Raw genomic sequence first — 17,212 nt, forward strand, 5'->3', positions numbered from 1 at the left:
AATAATATCTTACGGGTAATGATGGTTCGAAAAATTTATCGTATTTAATAATATGAAAATTGCATTGGCTTCGCCTCCGTTTCCTGCTTCTATTGCAGATATAGATCCTGCAAAAGCAACTGCTTTATTGGCCAGGCGGTTTAAGCATGTGCTGTATCAATAGCGCTGATCAGTTTCTGCATTTCCGGTAAAGTGCCCACAGTAATGCGCGACCATTTTCCCTGCTCTTCATAGATGCCGGTTCCCAGGATATTATTTTGTTTTAATTGCTCAAAGAAATCGGGTTGATGATTTGCCAGCGAGAAATAAATAAAGTTGGTATGTGAAGGGATACAAGGGATGTTCAGACGCTCCATTTGTTCAATGGTATACCTTCTTGCGTGTTGGTTCAAAGCATGGGTTTCTTTCACAAATTTTTCATCTTTTAATGAAGCGATAGCAGCGGCGGTAGATACCACGCTGATATCGCCATTGGGCCATGATTGCATACGGCTGAGCTGCTCAATAGTAGCAGGATGGGCCATGGCGTATCCTATCCTGGCGCCGGCCAGTCCGTATATTTTGGAAAAAGTTCTTGCAATTACCAGCTTCTTGTTTTCATTAACGAGAGAAGATAAAGAACGTTCACTGGTAAAATCGATATAGGCTTCATCTACTAATACCCATGCTTTTTTGGATGCTTCCTCTACAAAGTGCACCAGTTCCTCATGATTACAAATGGTTCCTGTAGGGTTGTTGGGATTGCATAGATAAACGAGTTGCGTATCTGGTTGAATGGCTTTCAATATGGCTGACAAGTCGTTCTTTTTATCAGCTGTTAACGGAACACTGATCTTTTTCATTCCCAGGTTCTCCAGTGTTGCCGACCAGTAAGGATAAGTGGGAAACGACATCACAAAACTACCTTTGTTCAACGCTGCCAATCTTGAAGCAAGATCAAGTACCTGGGTAGAACCTGCTCCTAATATTATGTGATCGGCAGTAAGGTTGTTTTTTTGCGCTAATGCCGTAATGAGATCCGGACCCAATTGCCAGCTATAGCGGTTGCTGGCAGTAATGTATTCGCTCATGGCCGCTCGTGCCATGGGTGAGGGGCCGTAGGGATTTTCATTTGAACTGAGCCGTACGGACTGGCCATCGGCAAGGTTATATCGAGGTATGTATGCCGGTGGTGCAGAAGCGAAACCGTTCAACCGGGAGACACTGATGCTTAAAGCGCCCAGGCCCATTTGCTTCAGCCAATTTCTTCTGTTGGATAGCATAAGGATTGGTTTTATGCTATTAAAATTAAGCGTTTGCATGGGGCCAGGGCTGTTAAAAATGCATTTAATATTTCGTCAGCAATTCGTCGAGATTGCCATGCGCCATGGTGAATCCTTGCTGGAAGCCCATCTCCACAATCTTTTCCAGGTCGGCTGCACTGTCAAAACTCACTTCCACCGTTACCAGCGTGCCATCGCCTGCAGTCTGGAAGCGTGTGTACCAATGCATGGAAGGCGCGATGCCGCTGTCGTTTCCGTTCTCATCACAAAAACTGTCTATCGCAGTGAAACTTTTTTGAGGCTCGATGCTTTTGAAACTCACTTTGCAAAAGTGTTGTTCGCCTTGCGGACTCACCATCACATAGAGCCAACGTCCGCCTGCTTTGAAGTCCATAGATTTGGTTTCGGTTTTGTAAGGCCTGGGCGCCCACCATTCATCGAGCAAGCTGCTTTCCGTCCACGCCCTCCATACTTTTTCGATCGGAGCATTAAACTCCCTCGTCACAATCAGTTTTTTACCCGAAGGATCTCTCGTGATCTTGGTTTCAAGTGTGTTAATCATTGTTATTGTTTTTAAGTTTATCAAGTAAAGTGTCTAATTGATCAAAGCGCCCTTCCCACAGTTTGCGGAAAGGCTCGAGCCATGCATCGATCTCTTTCATTTTCTGTGTATTTAAGTGATAATAAATTTCGCGGCCTGATTGCTCCTGACGTACCAGGCCACAATCGGCCAGCACGCTCACATGTTTCGACACAGCCTGCCGGCTGCTGTTAAAATGTTCGGCCAGTGCATTGGGTGTCATGGCCTGTGCCAACAGGAGGCTTAAGATCGTTCTGCGGGTAGGGTCGGCGATGGCCTGGAAGACATCGCGACGGGCTATCATAACCATAATATGCAACTTTATGGTTGCAAATATAAATACGCAACCATAAAGTTGCAAGTGTTTTCTCAGAAATATTTTACCCCCTGGTACAATATTGCGGAAACCGTTGGTACCATTGGTAGCAGAAAAGGCGTGTTTCGTCGCAGAAAGGCCCGGACTACCTGCCGGGTGTGCAATAAATGTCTACTTTGCCACCATGAAAAAGCCATGGTACCAGCAAAAATGGGCGGTGTTCTCTCTACACGTGATTACCTGGCTATTCCTGTTTTCTTTACCCTACCTGTTGCGCTCTTCTTATAAAAATGAAGGGCCTAAAAAACCGACAGACGAATCCGGGACTTTTTTCCTTTTTGGTCTTATCATGAATGCCATTTGGGTATCGGCTTTTTATTTCAATGCTTTCTGGCTGGTGCCGCGTTTTATTTACAGGAAACGTTACTGGTGGTTTGCATTTGCCCAGTTGCTGTTATTGTTCTTATTGATGTTCACCAGTGCTTCGCTGTTCCGCTTGCTGGTTAGCGCCAAGGCTTTCAGCGTGGGACCGCACCTGCTGATCAATTTCTTCATTTACCTGCTCATTTTCTCTGCTAGCACCACTTATCGTATGGTGAGTGATAAAATTGGAGAAGACAGGCGCCTGTCTGAAAAAGAAAACGAGAACCTGAAAACAGAACTGGCTTTGCTGCGCTCGCAGGTGAGTCCGCATTTCATGTTCAACGTACTGAACAATATGGTAGCGTTGGCCCGCAAAAAATCTGACCTGCTCGAGCCCTCGCTGATCAAACTATCCTCCCTCATGCGTTATATGTTGTATGAGGCCGATGAAGAAAAAGTATCACTCGATAAAGAAATAGAATACCTGGAAAGTTATATCGACCTGCAGCGGCAGCGCTTTGGCAATAAAGTAAGGGTTGAGGTAAACCTGCATGCCGATAATGAGCATTACCAGATTGAACCCATGCTGCTGATACCCTTTGTGGAGAACGCTTTCAAGCACGGCACCACGCTGCTTGAAGACCCGATGATCAACATCAACCTGCAGGCAGAAAAGAACCTGCTGAACTTTTCCGTAGAGAATCGCTACAATGGAATGACTGTTGAAGAGAAAGACAAAACTTCAGGCATCGGCCTCGCCAACGTGAAAAGAAGACTACAGTTGTTGTACAATGATGCCTATCAACTCAATATTTCCAACCACGATCACCTGTTTACCATTACCCTGCAAATACAACTTTCCTGATGTTAAAATGCATAGCCATAGACGATGAGCCGCTGGCGCTGGAACTGCTGGTAGATAATATTGGCAAAGTGCCTTTCCTGCAATTGGTGGCAGCCTGCGACGATCCCATCAAAGCACTGCAACTGTTGCAGACAGAAGAGATCGACCTGGTGTTTGTAGACATCCAGATGCCCGGCCTCACAGGGTTGCAACTCATCCAGAGCCTCACCAGGAAACCCATGTTCATTCTCATTACTGCGTATGACAAATACGCGTTGGAAGGTTTTAACCTCGATGTGATCGATTACCTCGTGAAACCCGTTCCACTCGACCGCTTCATCAAGGCCTGTAACAAGGCACAGGAATGGCACCAGTTGAAATATGCAGTGCCGGTACAACAGGCAGCCGCCCCCGATTTTTTCTTTATCAAAGCCGATTACAGCCTGGTAAAAGTTGCGTATGCAGATGTGATATGGGTAGAAGGATTGAAAGATTATGTGGCCATCCACCTGCAAAGTACTGCCAAACCGCTGATAGCGAGGGTAAGCATGAAATCTGTTGAAGAGCAGTTGCCCCCGCCGCTCTTTCTTCGTATCCATAAGTCCTACCTGGTCTCCACCCGTTATATTACATCGGTGCGCAAACATGCTGTGTTCATTGGAACCCGGGAGCTGCCCGTTGGCGATGCTTACCGGGATGCGCTGGCGGCGCTGACCGGAAAAGCACTTTGAGCATGTCCGTTGGTATGGCATTGAGCCGTTTCGTCGCAATATTTTAACCACTCATCTCATTTACGGGATGCCGCCCCTTACCACAAGATATTTTTGTGCAAGCAAATGATAATGATATGAAAAAGTACCTGTACACATCTTTATTAGCGCTCTGCATGGCGTTTATGGCCGGCGCCCAAACGAAAGGCCCTATGAATGCCAATATCGGGCATGTATATGGTAAAGTGGTAGACAGTACCGGCAAAGGCATCAGCGATGTGTCGGTTGTGATTACCAGGAATGCTTATGACAGCGTTTCCAAAAAGAAGAAAGACGTGCCTGTAAAGGCTTTCATCACGAAGTCCAATGGTGAGTTCAGTTTCGAGGAGCTGTCAATTTTTATGCCCCTGCAATTGAAAGTTGCCGCCACCGGTTATAAGCCTTATAAGCAAATGCTCAGTTTTCAGATGAAAATGCCGGCAGGCGGAGGCGCAGCGGGCCAGGGCCAATCGGGCGGCAACGCCATGGCGGGATTGAGCGCAGCGCTCAATGCATTCGACAAAGACCTGGGCAATATCAAACTTGCCACAGATGTAACACAATTGCAGACCGTAACGGTTACCACTACTGCCAAGCCTTTGCTGAGAATGGATATTGATAAAAAGGTATTCAACGTAGAGAAGAACCTGGTGAGCAGCGGCGGAACGGCTGTGGATGTAATGCGCAACGTACCTTCCTTACAGGTAGACATCGACGGAAATGTAAAGCTGCGCAATGCCGCTCCGCAGATCTATGTAGATGGCCGACCCACTACACTTTCGCTCGACCAGATTCCGGCCGATGCCATTGAAAGTGTGGAAGTGATCACCAACCCTTCTGCCAAATACGATGCATCAGGCGGTACTGCAGGCATCCTCAACATCGTGCTCAAGAAAAATAAAAGAACGGGTTATAATGGAAACCTGATGGCAGGGGTGGACAGTCGCGGTGGTTTTAACGGAGGCGGTAACCTCAGCCTTCGCCAAAACAAATTCAACATCTCGCTGGCTACCATGACCAACCAGATGCGCAATCATACCAGCGGTACTACCAATCGTCTCAACTACGGCGATACGCTCACACACGTATTGCAGCAGAACGATAACAGAACCAAAGGCGGTTTTCTTTTTGGCAGATTAGGTGTGGATTATTTTGTTACCAACCGTACTACCATTTCACTGGCAGGCATCAAAGTACATGGTAAGTTCAAACCAGGAGAAACCATCGACATTCAAACAGATACTTTATTGACCGGTGGCAAACTGAGTGGATTGAGCCGGCGCACCACCACGGGCGACCGTGAGTTCAATGCCAGCGGTTTGCAGTTCGGCATCAAACATAATTTTCCGAAAGCTGGTGAAGAACTTACTGCCGACATGAACTATTTCTCAGGTAAGAACGAAGGTAATTCCTTGTATACTACACAGTATTACCAGGGCAATAACGTAGCGGGCACACAATTGCAGCAGGTAGTGAGTGATGGAAACAACCGGTTCATGACCATACAGACCGATTATGTGAAGCCCTTCAATGATAAAACAAAATTGGAGACCGGGTTGCGCGCGCAATTGAATCACCTGGTCAATAACAACGAAACCTTTTTGCAAAGACCGGGTTCGCCTGATATGGTTAAGTTGGGTTCTGCCACCAACAATTACCAGAACGACAACAATGTATATGCAGCGTATGTTTCGGTAACCAGCAAGATCAAGAATTTCGGTTACCAGGTGGGTTTGCGTGCAGAGCGCTCCGATTATACCGGTGAGCTTACCAATACAGGCGAGCAGTTCAGCAACAAGTATCCCATCAGCCTGTTCCCTTCATTGTTCCTGAGCCAGAAACTGAAGAAGCAGCAAGAGTTGCAGTTGAGCATTACCAGGCGCATCAACCGGCCGAATTTTTTCCAGCTCATACCTTATGTAGATTATACAGACAGCCTGAACATTACCAGGGGTAACCCGGCGCTTGCACCGGAGTTCACCTACTCGGGTGAAATGTCTTACGGCAAAACTTTCAAGGGCAACAACAGTCTCCTGTTTTCGGTATATTACAAATACACCGATCACCTGATTACGCGTTATCTTGATAAATCTACGAACCCGCTTACCGGTAAGCAAGACCTGATCAATACATTCATCAATGCGAACTCGGCTTATTCTGCGGGAGCGGAACTTACTTCCGTGAACAGCGTAACCAAATTCTGGGACCTTACCACCAATGTGAACCTGTACAATTCAAAGATCAACACCACTAATATAGGTAGCAGCCAGGATGCTTTGTGGAGCTGGTTTGGTAAACTGAACAGTACATTCAAACTGCCTTCAAATGTGAGCATACAGCTTACGGCCGATTACCAATCCAAAACCAACCTGCCGGTGAACAATGGTCCTGGTGGTTTTGGTCCGCCCATGCAACAGGCACAATCGGCTTCACAAGGATATGTAAGACCTTTCTGGGGCATGGATCTTGCGGTGAAGAAGAGTTTTCTCAAGAACAATGCAGCTACGGTTACTTTGTCTGTGAATGATATTTTCCGCACGCGTAAATCAGACCAACATTCAGAGAGCGCTTATTTCTCACAGGATTATTATCGATTGAACAACCCGCAGATGGTGAGATTGAATTTCACTTACCGTTTTGGCAAGATGGATCTGTCGCTCTTCAAACGCCAGAATACCAAGAACCAGGGCGGGGGCATGGAAGGAGTGAACATGCAATAACTAAACGTATCTTTAGCAAATGCAGGGCTGGTTATGTAAATAACCGGTCCTGCATTAATTATTGTTGAACGTTTAAACAGCTATATCATTGACAGAAGAGATCAACCAGCCGTTTCCCAGCGCATATCATAACATTGTTACGGCCACGCAATTATCGGGGTTTACCATGGCATCCGATGTGTTAACCTGTTCTTTGTTGAGAACCCTTGCTGCTTCCAGGCCATCGGGTAAATTGCTGGAATTAGGAACAGGTACGGGCCTGTCCACCTCATGGATACTCGACGGGATGGATGCGGCAGCTACATTGATTTCTATAGACAACGACCCTTCTTTTCTGAAGATCGCCAAAGAAAATCTTGAACCTGATGATCGCCTGAACCTGGTTGAGGCCGATGGTGGTGAATGGATAGCAAGCAATAGACATCAGCGGTTTGATTTTATTTTTGCCGATACCTGGCATGGAAAATACCTGCTCCTGGACGAAGTGTTGGCGATGCTGAACAAGGGTGGTCTCTATATTGTAGACGATATGCTGCCGCAAGCCAATTGGCCGGAGGGGCACCAGGATAAAGCAACAAAACTGGTCGCATGCCTTGAAGCAAGAGAAGACCTGGTGCTGACAAAACAAGCCTGGGCAAGCGGGATCATTATTGCAGTGAAAAAATAAAACAGCAAAACAGGTTTGATCTGTCAAGAATATTGAAGCTGGCTACACATAACCTGCTTCCATTAGATGATAAGGGTAATGCTGTTTTTTAAAATGCTTTTCTTTTAAGAATATAATTATAAGGGCTTCTTCGGCAGGAAATCCTGGAGGCTGCATTTCAGTATTTTCGCAAGATCATTGAGATGTTTAATATTGTAATGGGTAGGGTAATTAGGGCTTTCAATCTTACCAATAAAGCCAACAGATACGTCAAGAGCATAAGCCAGATCGGCCTGGGACATACCCACTTTGAGCCTTCTCTCCTTGACCTTTCTAATCACATAGAGGTCGATTTTTGTTTTTTCCACTTGCTTATCGGTCATATATAAAAATGAGCAAAACTTTCATAATAAACAATCACCTATAAGGAAGTCTGAATACTGAATATGAAATAAAGAGAAGATTTCTTTATTAAACCGAATTAATCAGGTAGTTCTACCTAATCAGGCACTGGGTTGTAATAGATATTTTTGTTCTAAATATCTCAAAACTTTAAACCATGATACAAACAACTGTTACAACCCCTCGAACTAAATTGTACAATCTATCGAACGATGAACTCATTAACCCACATTTGGTAATTGCCGATTTGTTTTCTTCCTACCCCCACGAAAAAATAAAAGAGTTAATGTGGGAATGGTAAAAAAGTACATTTTGCGAAAATTTCGCCAGTGAATTAGATGCTCAGGAAAAGCTATGATCGCTATATTGTATGAGAAAATCGGGAAGCTTATCGATGCTGTTCATATCATTTATAATAATGAGAGGCGGAGCTGAAAGAAGCTGCAACACAGAAGGTTGTATCAGTTTTGGCGTGGAACTTCTGTAACAGTCATAATAAATTATTCTGTGGCTTTTTGTTTCTTCGGCTCTGTTTTAAAAAAATAGAGTATCATTTCTTTCTTTAGCTGAAAGATAATACCCATTTCACCTACACGCCATTCTCTTCCTTTCCAGTTGCCGTTCTCCAGTTCTTTTCGGTCAAACTTATTATTTTTTAATTCATCTGTCCCAAAATATTCAACGAGTATATTTACCATGCGTTCTAGCTCAACAGTCAGAATCGGGGAACCGATTTTCGGAAAGTTCTGAATGAAATAGTTATAGGTATGTCCGCCCGCGGTAGCGATGGTAAGAGTATTGAAATAACCTAAATAAGTACCAGGAAGCGCTTTTTGTATAAAAGCCTCATCCAAATCATACTTTTCATAGAAGGTAGGAAGTTTTGGAGCATGATTGAACTGTGCGAATAACTCTGCAACAGAATTAAATTCCGGTTTCTTTTTAGCGAGATGCTCCCCAAACTGCTGGGGGGTCATAACCATTGTGGCAATGTCCCATATCTTATACATCAATTCTGTTTTAGCAATCATATCCGTATCCCGAGTAACAAGTATATGCGCATGTCCAGCATAATAAGCATGTTTACCATCATTGAGCAAACTCATGAACTTTTGCTTTTTCGGTTTTCCTTTGACAATTCCGAAAAAATCAAGCGAGTGCTGCATTTCAATGAACAGATTGTAGAGGTCCTTTTGTGTACTTCGTTCGTAAACCATTTTCTTGAAAGACTCCGCAAAAGCTTCAAAGTCGGTAATCTCTTTTCCATTATATCCATAAATGCCCATTTTTTCAAACAGTGCATATTCACCCATCGAACGATGCAAGTATTGCAACAACTGTTTAAACCGGAGTTGTTCCACAGAAAGGGCTTCAGACATATTAAGCATAGCTTCCATAAAGTCTAACATGGTAAATGGTTCCAGGATGACGGCTCGCATGTCTTCTGGAAAGTCAGCGGGAAGCTGTGAAGTGTCAAGGAATTGATTCCAATTCAGAGGAATCGTGCGAAAGGCTTCCCGGATGGTCGTAGAAATGGCATCATCAGAAGTCATTATATCTGTGCCGACATTCCAATGGAAATCCCTGTAATATTGATTTGGTGTCCTGAAACGTACATCCATACTTTCTTTATCATGTGTCCAGCAATTGTTAGCTACAATGGTTTCCATAAAAGCCATATCGGCTAGTTTATGATCTGTTTTATCTTGCACCAAATCTTGAATATGGGCTTCTGAGAAACAGTAGTAGTTATCTTCAGTATCAGCAAGGATCAAATCATAGAGGCCCTTGTTTTCTGGCTTTTCCAAGTATTGAAAAACATTTGTGTCAAGATATATGCGCATACTTACAAAATACTAGAAGCCGTCACTTTTGTTCGGGATTAGCTAACGCTATACTGAAGCCCGGACGGTAGGATAATTTGCCATTACCATCAACGACAATATTTATAGAGAAATCACCCCAAATACCATTAAGAATATTGAATTGACAACCAATACTACCTGTAAAATTATTCATATTGTTTTTATACTCATATTGAGTCTGCAAAAAAGCTCTTACACTATTACTTCCATAAAAGATACGCTCTCCTAGTGATACGTTGGTATTCCACTGAACACTATCTATGATACCTAACTTGGCTCCAAACAATAATTGCCCTTTCTTCCCCAAGGGGAACCCAGCCGTACTCCAAAATCCCACCTGTGAGAGGTGAAGGTTCTTGACGAGGGAATCTGAAGAGGTCTGTAAAGCAGCCGCTCCTACTTCCCAAATACTAGCATTCCACAATTCTTGCTTTCGACGTGCCCGGTACGCACTTAAAGCAGATGGATCCGTAGATCTGTCAGATAGAAATTGAAGCGAAATTTTTTTTATTCTATTCTGCAAAACCGTATCCGGATGTTCTTCATCTCCAAGCTTACGAAATACATCATTGGTATTGATATCGTTTTGTGCTGCATACAATGCTATTGCTTTGCTCTTTGCTTCTGCATCTTTTTGTAAGTATTGCCCAAAAAAAACATCCAGCTCCTTGTCTGTTCGAAGATCACTTCTATCTACGATGGTGAATCTAATGCCTTCCGCCACACCATAGCCACCATTACTTAAAGTACTAGTCCCTAACGAAAAACGAAATCGGTACCAGAATTTATTTTTATTATAATCGTATAGGCTAATATTTCTATTAAACAGTAAAGGTGAAATTTCAACAGCTAAGCTTTTAGGAATAGTACTACCTGAGGATAAAAAATAATTACCTACACTCAAAGCCACCGTCCTCACGGATGTTGGTTTGAGAATATTATCTGGATTACTTCCTAGTAATTTAAAAGCAGGTGATTCGGGAATCGCATAATCCAATGTGCCCCAACCGACTTTTATGACATGTGAACTGTCTATCTGTGCAGCGATGTGATTACATAAAATAAGCAGGGCCAAAATGAGAGAGAATCTTTTCACAGCGGGATATTTATATGAAATTGCGGGTACCTGGTTACCGTTTCGTCCTGGGTTTTTCCTTGCATACTAATAATGGGCGTTAGCTCACTACTATTCTGCACGACTGAAAAATTGATCTTATAGGTATTACCCTCACCATTAGGATCTGCTATATCGATAATTCCGTTAATAAAGCATCCTCCATATTTACCTGCTTTTGATTTGAGAGGAATAATAGCTGTATCCTGATTCTGTCCCAAATTACCACTATAAGTTTCCAACTGCTTTCCTTTAGCATCATTTATGGAAATGGAGTATCCCACATTCTGCTGGGAATTTACTTTGGTTTTCACTGCTAGGTCTTGCGAAGGGTCCAAATAAATATCAGGCATAGGACGTTTTTATTTATTCTGTTTTCAGTTAATTTATATATAAATGATTGCGCCTCAGAACCATGTTCTGATTACATCTATATTCAATAAAAGTGGGTGGGGGTAAGGAACTAGTGTCGGCTCCCCTTTATTTTTACCCACGCTTAGTTAGAGTTTTCTAAGATAAGGTTTTTTCGTTCTTCCATCATTTGCGCATACCTGATCGGTGAGAGATAACCTAACGATTTGTGTGGTCGTTCAGTGTTATAGTCGATCCTCCACTCTTCGGTCTGTTCTCTCACTTCTGACAAACGATAAAACAGGTAAGCATTCAATACTTCTCTTCTGATGCTTCCATTCTTCCTTTCTATGTATGCATTTTGTGTGGGTTTCCCCGGTTGAATAAATTGTATCGTAATCTGTCTTTGCTCATCATTGCACCACTCTTCCAGTTTGTGGCTGATAAACTCTGGGCCATTGTCGCAACGGATATTGGCAGGCTTGCCTCGCTGAACAATCAGTCTTTCCAGTACCCTGATCACCCTGAGTGCCGGAAGTGAGGTGTCAACCTCTATCGCCAGCGATTCACGGTTAAAATCATCCATCACATTGAACAATCGGAACCTTCTGCCATCTACGAGCGTGTCGGTCATAAAATCAATGCTCCATACCTGGTTAGGTGCTGTTGGAACGTTTAAGGGTTGCTTTATCCGCTCTGGGAGCCGTTTCTTGCCTCTGCGACGGATATTCAGCTTCATATCTGTGTATACCCGATAGATCCGTTTATGATTCCATTCATGCCCTTTATTCCAAAGACGATAGCAACACTGCCAAAATCCAATGGCAACATGTTTGGTTGTTAAAACCGTCAGTGCATCCTGAACTTCACTGTCATCCTTAGGTTTTGGTTGATACCGGTAGGTGTTGCGGGATATACCTGCCAGTTCGCACGCCTTACGGTTACTTAACTGCTCTTCTTCCATCAGATGATGAACAGTTTCCCGTTTCGCTTCAGGCGTTAAAACTTTTTTGCGATCAGGTTCTTCATTGCCCGGTTCTCCAGGCTTAACTCCGCCACGATCTTCTTGTACTCACTGATCTCAGCTTCCATCTGCTTCATTTTTACAACATCACTCACTTCCATGCCTCCATACTTAGCCTTCCAATTGTAAAACGTTGCTTCGCTGATACCCATCTCTCGGGCAATCTCTTTAACAGCAATTCCTGATTCCTGTTTCTTCATTGCAGATACAATCTGCGCTTCGGTAAATCTTCCTTTTTTCATGTGTTTCAAAGTTTAAAGTTAACAAGCTTTTGGTCGTTAACTCTAACCTCACATGGGTAACATTCAGGGGAAGCTTACAAAGCGCCATAAGCTAGTAGTTTATGCAAGTGATAAATGATCGGAGAAAGGTTCACTATCTTGTGAAATTAAGGGAAATTTTGAAGCCTTACACAAAAGGTACTTTCAAAAATGCGTATTTCTACCTAATCATAGAGTGAAATGAAAAAGGATCTTTGCTATTCATCCTTAAACCTTATGTATTATGGTAACTGCTATTGTGCCAAATATTCGAATTTCGACACACAAACTTTCAGAAGAAGAATGTCAAAACCCTAATTTGGTAATTAAAGACCTATTTTATACATTCTCTTATGATGAAATAAAAGTGCTTATATGGGAATGGTTAGTAAGTACATTTTGCGAAAATTTCAGTACAGGATTTGATTCAGACGAGAAAGTGATGATTACGGTTTTGTATGAAAAAATCGAAAGACTCATAGATGCAGCTCATATTCTTTATAGTAATGAAAAGCAATTATGATGCTTTTCTTAACGAAAAGTCAAGGATGAAAATAGAGCAGTTATGATAAGATTTTATCTTCCTCTTGCTTAAGGGATATCATTCTCAATATCTTAGAGTCAGGTAGCATTTTTCTAAAGTTTTTCTACTCTTTTAATAAATTCAGAAAGAGAAATGTCAAAGAATTTGCATAGGGTTGATAATGTACTAATTGTAACATTCACCTTTGCAGTTTCAATTCGTCCTATATGAATATTAGTTTCATTAAAGATTTCTTCTTGAGTCAGACCTTTGGTTTCTCGTAACTGCTTTAATACAAGAGAAATTTTTTGCAAAAGTTTGGTATCTTTTATCTGCTTCACGTAATACCAAAGGGACCGAGAAAGATTTTTTCTAACAATGACGAATTTGTCATTATTTTTACTATCTTTATCATCTACACTTAGCATTTTATCAAATACTAAGTTGACATTTGCGATACTTCGATAGAATTAATTGAAGCTATTCGCTTTGAGTCTTGTCTTGAAACCTAGGAAATTTCAAAGCCACATGACAATAAGTGAAGGGCTCATGCTACGGCGTGGGCTCCCTTATTGTGGCTTGGCTTCCTAGGGCCTCAAGACAGTAAGTGGAGTTCCACGTCCTTTTTCTCCACAATACAGACTCTGGATCAATTGTAAACGGTTTAACCGCTAAAAAAAGCTGGGTATGACTTTATGGATTGATTTAGAAAAACTTATACAGAACCGTTTGATGATTCAAGCGACAATGGCTATCATTTTAGCCAATCTAATCAAAAGTCGATTCCTTTTCGGAAGAACAGACTTCTCCACTCTTTACAAGCATTTTAAAATCTGTAGCATCGCTAAATTTTTTCAAAAGGCACCTTGGATTCTCTTATTTCTCCATAGCGGTCTTCTTTCCCATCTGAAATCTCAGTACGCAAAAAAACCTAAAAATCCGGTGTGAGGTTAGGGTGCCCATTCATTTTTTTTCACCTGATTTTTTACAAACCTAACTGCAAAACATGCGCTACTTTTGCTTGCCGCTACTGCTTTGCCCATGGCTAAGCATCGCTCAACCTATCCCCCACAAGATACTTTCAGGAACCGTCCACTCAGCTGTGGCTCCCTTTCATCCCCTCGCTGATGTGAACCTATATTTGGTTCATTCCAGGCGCCCCAGTTCAAGTAACGAACTGGGGCAATTTAACCTAGCCATCGACAAGCTGCCCGATACGCTTGTTGTGAATCTAACCGGCTATCAGTCTCAGCAGATCGTTATTCGCGACCCATCACCGATCCATTTGTCTCTGATACCCATTTCTGCCACACTCACTGAGGTGATTGTCAATACAGGTTACCAGCAATTACCTAAAGAACGTTCAGCAGGCTCTTTTACGCAGGTCAGTACGGCACTGCTGAACAGAAGGGTTGGTGCCAATATTCTTGACCGCCTGGATGGTATTGCTAGCGGGCTCATCTTCAACCGGAACAAAACTCCGGCGGCCAACGAATCCGGCATTATGATTCGCGGGCGCAGTACCATCTTTGCCAATCCAGAGCCCCTGATTATTGTAGACAATTTCCCTTACCAGGGAGATATTAATTCCATTAATCCTAATGATGTAGAAACCATTACACTGCTCAAAGATGCAACAGCCTCTTCTATCTGGGGTGTACGTGCTGGTAACGGTGTAATCGTTATTACCACAAAAAAAGCGGGTCTAGACAAAAAAAACAACGTACAGGTGCTGGCAAACCTGACTATTGGCAGTAAGCCTGATTTGTTTTACCGCCCCACCATCAGTGCCGAAGATTACTTAGGGTTGGAAGCATTTTTATTCAACAAAGGGTATTATAACTATCGGATCAGTTCACGGTTTCAAAGCTTGCCCGCGGGCATCGAACTGCTGGCCCGGCAAAAGGCCGGAATAATTAGCCCAACCGAAGCAGCGGCCCAATTTGAACTGCTTTCCAGGCAGGATAGCAAGGCAGGGCTTCTCAAATATTTCTACCAACCTTCAATTGCTCAACAATATGCAGTTTCTCTAAGTGGTGGCAGTGCACAGCAATCCTATTACTTTTCTACAGGGTATGACCAGTCTAGCGGACCTGTAATCGGAGACTATCAGAACCGGCTCAGCATTCGTGGCGTTAATACTTACCAATTGCTTTCCGGAAAACTGTCGCTACAGTCGGAAGTGAACCTGACAACTTCAAGATCACAAAGCCCTTCCTCAGCTTATAGCTTATCATATCCCATTTACACCCTTTTTGTAGATAATAATGGTAATGCTCTGCCCGTATACAGAGATTACCGTAAGCAGTGGCTTGATACCATCGGGCAGCGTCAGTTGCTCGACTGGACATATGTACCACTACGGGAGCGCGATCTCATTAACAAGCAAACCAATCTCGTTGAATACCGGCTGGTGCAACACCTAAAGTTCAGGATCAACAGATCGATCGATGCTGCGCTATACTACCAGTTCCAGAAGGGTAATGCCGCCAGTAACAATTTACAAGCCCAGGATAGTTATTATACCAGGGATTTGATCAATCGCTACTCACAACCGAATTATATGAACAGCATTGTGGCAAGGGCAATTCCTCTAGGAGATATTTTTGATAGAACAATTACCGAGTATCATACACACCAAGCCAGAGCACAGGTCCATTTTCGTCAGCAATGGGGCGATAAGCATAAGCTGGATATTCTAACGGGGGCAGAGATAAGTGATTACAAAAACTTTAGTGAAAGTATTCGCAAATACGGATACAATGCTGACAATACTACCGATGTCGCGGTTAATCTGGTAACTCCCTTTTTCACATTGCCTTATGGATTTACCAGCCGCATTCCCCTGATGAATAGTCAAAAAGGGCTCACAGATCGTTACCTGTCTTACTTCTCTAATATTGGATACCAATTCAAAGACCGTTACCTGGTTAATATCAGCGCTCGCAAAGATGCTTCCAACCTCTTTGGTGTCAACGCCAACCAGCGAAGTATTCCGCTATGGTCTATTGGGGCCGGCTGGGTAGTTTCCAAAGAATCTTTTTTTAAAGCGCGAAATATTGACCACCTGAAAGTCAGATTGACTTATGGTTACAGCGGAAACGTAGATAAATCAACCACTGCAAAAACTACTGCCGGGGTTTTTTATACCAGTTTCTTTCAGCAGCCTACGGAATATCTTATCAATCCGCCTAACCCGGATTTGTCGTGGGAAAAAATCAGTACACTAAATACAGGAATAGATTTTTCATTCAAAAAAGACTTGTTATCGGGCAGCCTGGATGTTTTTGTGAAACAGGGCAGAGACCTGATGGGCAATAGCCCTGTTGCTTCACAGACTGGCGTAAGTCTGTTCAGACAAAATGTGGCTGATATGCATACGAAAGGGTTTGATGTCGTGCTCAACGCACATCCTGTGAAAGGCACCTGGGACTGGTCCATCAGTATGCTATATAGTTATGCGGCCGAGGAGATTACCCGTTATCTCGTTAAACCTGATCAAGCCAGCTATGTTGTTACGTCCATAGCCAACAATCCAGTACAAGGTAAACCCTGGAGTGCAGTGTTTGCCTATCCTTGGGCAGGGCTGAATAATGAAGCCGGTCATCCACAAGGGATAGTAGAAGGAAAAACCAGTACGGATTATTACCGGCTAATCAATCCTTTATCAATAGATGAACTGCTCTACAAGGGGCCGGGAAGACCCACCAGTTTTGGTGGACTGCGACATGAACTCGGCTGGCGAGGTTTCAAGTTTTCAGCAAATGTTACCTATGAATTCGGGTACTATTTCAGGAGAAATTCTATCCATTACTATAATCTTTTTGCCGCCACAGCTTCTACCGGTACGCTTGTGAATGCAGATTACAATTTACGCTGGCAAAAACCGGGAGATGAAATGCATACTATTGTGCCTTCTATGGTATATCCTGCAGGATATGCGAGAGATGAATTCTACCAGTACAGCGATCCGCTTATTGAAAGAGGAGATCATATCAGGCTCAAAGACATCCGGCTTTCTTATGATTGGGCACTGTCTACAAAGAGCGGCAAGATCACCTGTCAATTCTATGGTTATGCAAATAACCTGGGCATTCTTTGGCGAGCCAATAAAGCAGGAATGGACCCTAATACTGTTAACAGCTATCCCGTTCCTACTACTTATAGTGTTGGCGTTCATCTCAAATTCTAAT

Annotated in this window: 15 protein-coding genes; 6 read left to right on the plus strand and 9 right to left on the minus strand. The window is 43.2% G+C overall.

Annotated elements, in window-relative coordinates; translation table 11 throughout:
- Positions 1-140: 140 nt before the first annotated feature.
- The 3 genes from hisC to SEDOR53_RS0105235 all read right to left on the minus strand — a co-directional run bounded on the left by hisC (position 141) and on the right by SEDOR53_RS0105235 (position 2,146).
- A complete protein-coding gene (hisC, locus tag SEDOR53_RS0105225; protein ID WP_037360603.1) occupies positions 141-1,262 on the minus strand; it encodes a histidinol-phosphate transaminase in 1,122 nt (373 codons plus the stop codon).
- Between the two features lie 64 nt (positions 1,263-1,326).
- Positions 1,327-1,824 carry an SRPBCC domain-containing protein gene (locus SEDOR53_RS0105230; RefSeq protein ID WP_026768775.1) on the minus strand — a complete coding sequence of 166 codons (498 nt, stop codon included), beginning with the start codon at positions 1,822-1,824 and terminating at the stop codon, positions 1,327-1,329.
- Entirely contained in the window at positions 1,817-2,146 is a 330-nt protein-coding gene (locus tag SEDOR53_RS0105235) for a helix-turn-helix transcriptional regulator (RefSeq protein ID WP_026768776.1), read from the minus strand. The genes SEDOR53_RS0105230 and SEDOR53_RS0105235 overlap by 8 nt, the downstream gene beginning before the upstream one ends.
- Positions 2,147-2,342: 196 nt before the next feature.
- On the opposite strand from SEDOR53_RS0105235, the gene SEDOR53_RS0105240 reads away from it, so the two are divergent.
- From SEDOR53_RS0105240 to SEDOR53_RS0105255, 4 genes are all read left to right on the plus strand, one after another.
- The gene (locus SEDOR53_RS0105240; RefSeq protein WP_026768777.1) at positions 2,343-3,386 is read left to right on the plus strand and encodes a sensor histidine kinase; all 1,044 of its coding nucleotides are present in this window, start codon (positions 2,343-2,345) and stop codon (positions 3,384-3,386) included.
- On the plus strand, positions 3,386-4,096 hold the full coding sequence (locus SEDOR53_RS0105245; RefSeq protein ID WP_037360606.1) for a LytTR family DNA-binding domain-containing protein: 711 nt from the start codon (positions 3,386-3,388) through the stop codon (positions 4,094-4,096). The genes SEDOR53_RS0105240 and SEDOR53_RS0105245 overlap by 1 nt, the downstream gene beginning before the upstream one ends.
- Positions 4,097-4,212: 116 nt before the next feature.
- Positions 4,213-6,834, plus strand: coding sequence for a TonB-dependent receptor (locus SEDOR53_RS0105250; RefSeq protein WP_026768779.1), 2,622 nt, complete (start codon positions 4,213-4,215; stop codon positions 6,832-6,834).
- 88 nt (positions 6,835-6,922) lie between these two features.
- Positions 6,923-7,501 carry an O-methyltransferase gene (locus SEDOR53_RS0105255; RefSeq protein WP_026768780.1) on the plus strand — a complete coding sequence of 193 codons (579 nt, stop codon included), beginning with the start codon at positions 6,923-6,925 and terminating at the stop codon, positions 7,499-7,501.
- 116 nt (positions 7,502-7,617) lie between these two features.
- Here the strand turns inward: SEDOR53_RS0105255 and SEDOR53_RS0105260 are convergent, their stop codons facing one another.
- The 5 genes from SEDOR53_RS0105260 to SEDOR53_RS0105280 form a co-directional block, all read right to left on the minus strand.
- Positions 7,618-7,863: a helix-turn-helix domain-containing protein gene (locus SEDOR53_RS0105260; protein ID WP_026768781.1), complete on the minus strand. Its 246-nt coding sequence runs from the start codon at positions 7,861-7,863 to the stop codon at positions 7,618-7,620.
- A gap of 519 nt (positions 7,864-8,382) precedes the next feature.
- Positions 8,383-9,690 (minus strand): hypothetical protein, encoded by a 1,308-nt coding sequence (locus tag SEDOR53_RS0105265; RefSeq protein ID WP_157576711.1) that lies wholly within the window; start codon positions 9,688-9,690, stop codon positions 8,383-8,385.
- Positions 9,691-9,748: 58 nt separating this feature from the next.
- Positions 9,749-10,843, minus strand: coding sequence for a hypothetical protein (locus SEDOR53_RS0105270; RefSeq protein WP_026768783.1), 1,095 nt, complete (start codon positions 10,841-10,843; stop codon positions 9,749-9,751).
- Positions 10,840-11,214 (minus strand): hypothetical protein, encoded by a 375-nt coding sequence (locus tag SEDOR53_RS0105275; protein ID WP_026768784.1) that lies wholly within the window; start codon positions 11,212-11,214, stop codon positions 10,840-10,842. Before SEDOR53_RS0105275 ends, SEDOR53_RS0105270 begins: the two co-directional genes overlap by 4 nt.
- A 143-nt stretch (positions 11,215-11,357) precedes the next feature.
- A protein-coding gene (locus SEDOR53_RS0105280) for an IS3 family transposase (RefSeq protein WP_369751278.1) occupies positions 11,358-12,478 on the minus strand; the annotation gives its coding sequence in 2 pieces (ribosomal slippage) (positions 11,358-12,217 and positions 12,217-12,478; 1,122 coding nt in all).
- Positions 12,479-12,740: 262 nt separating this feature from the next.
- On the opposite strand from SEDOR53_RS0105280, the gene SEDOR53_RS0105290 reads away from it, so the two are divergent.
- Positions 12,741-13,019 (plus strand): hypothetical protein, encoded by a 279-nt coding sequence (locus tag SEDOR53_RS0105290; protein ID WP_026768786.1) that lies wholly within the window; start codon positions 12,741-12,743, stop codon positions 13,017-13,019.
- Positions 13,020-13,132: 113 nt separating this feature from the next.
- Here the strand turns inward: SEDOR53_RS0105290 and SEDOR53_RS0105295 are convergent, their stop codons facing one another.
- Complete coding sequence (locus SEDOR53_RS0105295) at positions 13,133-13,447, minus strand: helix-turn-helix domain-containing protein (RefSeq protein WP_051416502.1); 315 nt, start codon at positions 13,445-13,447, stop codon at positions 13,133-13,135.
- Positions 13,448-14,148: 701 nt separating this feature from the next.
- On the opposite strand from SEDOR53_RS0105295, the gene SEDOR53_RS0105310 reads away from it, so the two are divergent.
- Positions 14,149-17,211 (plus strand): SusC/RagA family TonB-linked outer membrane protein, encoded by a 3,063-nt coding sequence (locus SEDOR53_RS0105310; RefSeq protein WP_198018810.1) that lies wholly within the window; start codon positions 14,149-14,151, stop codon positions 17,209-17,211.
- Position 17,212: the final 1 nt, after the last annotated feature.

This window comes from Asinibacterium sp. OR53, from assembly GCF_000515315.1.
Lineage (GTDB): Bacteria > Bacteroidota > Bacteroidia > Chitinophagales > Chitinophagaceae > Sediminibacterium.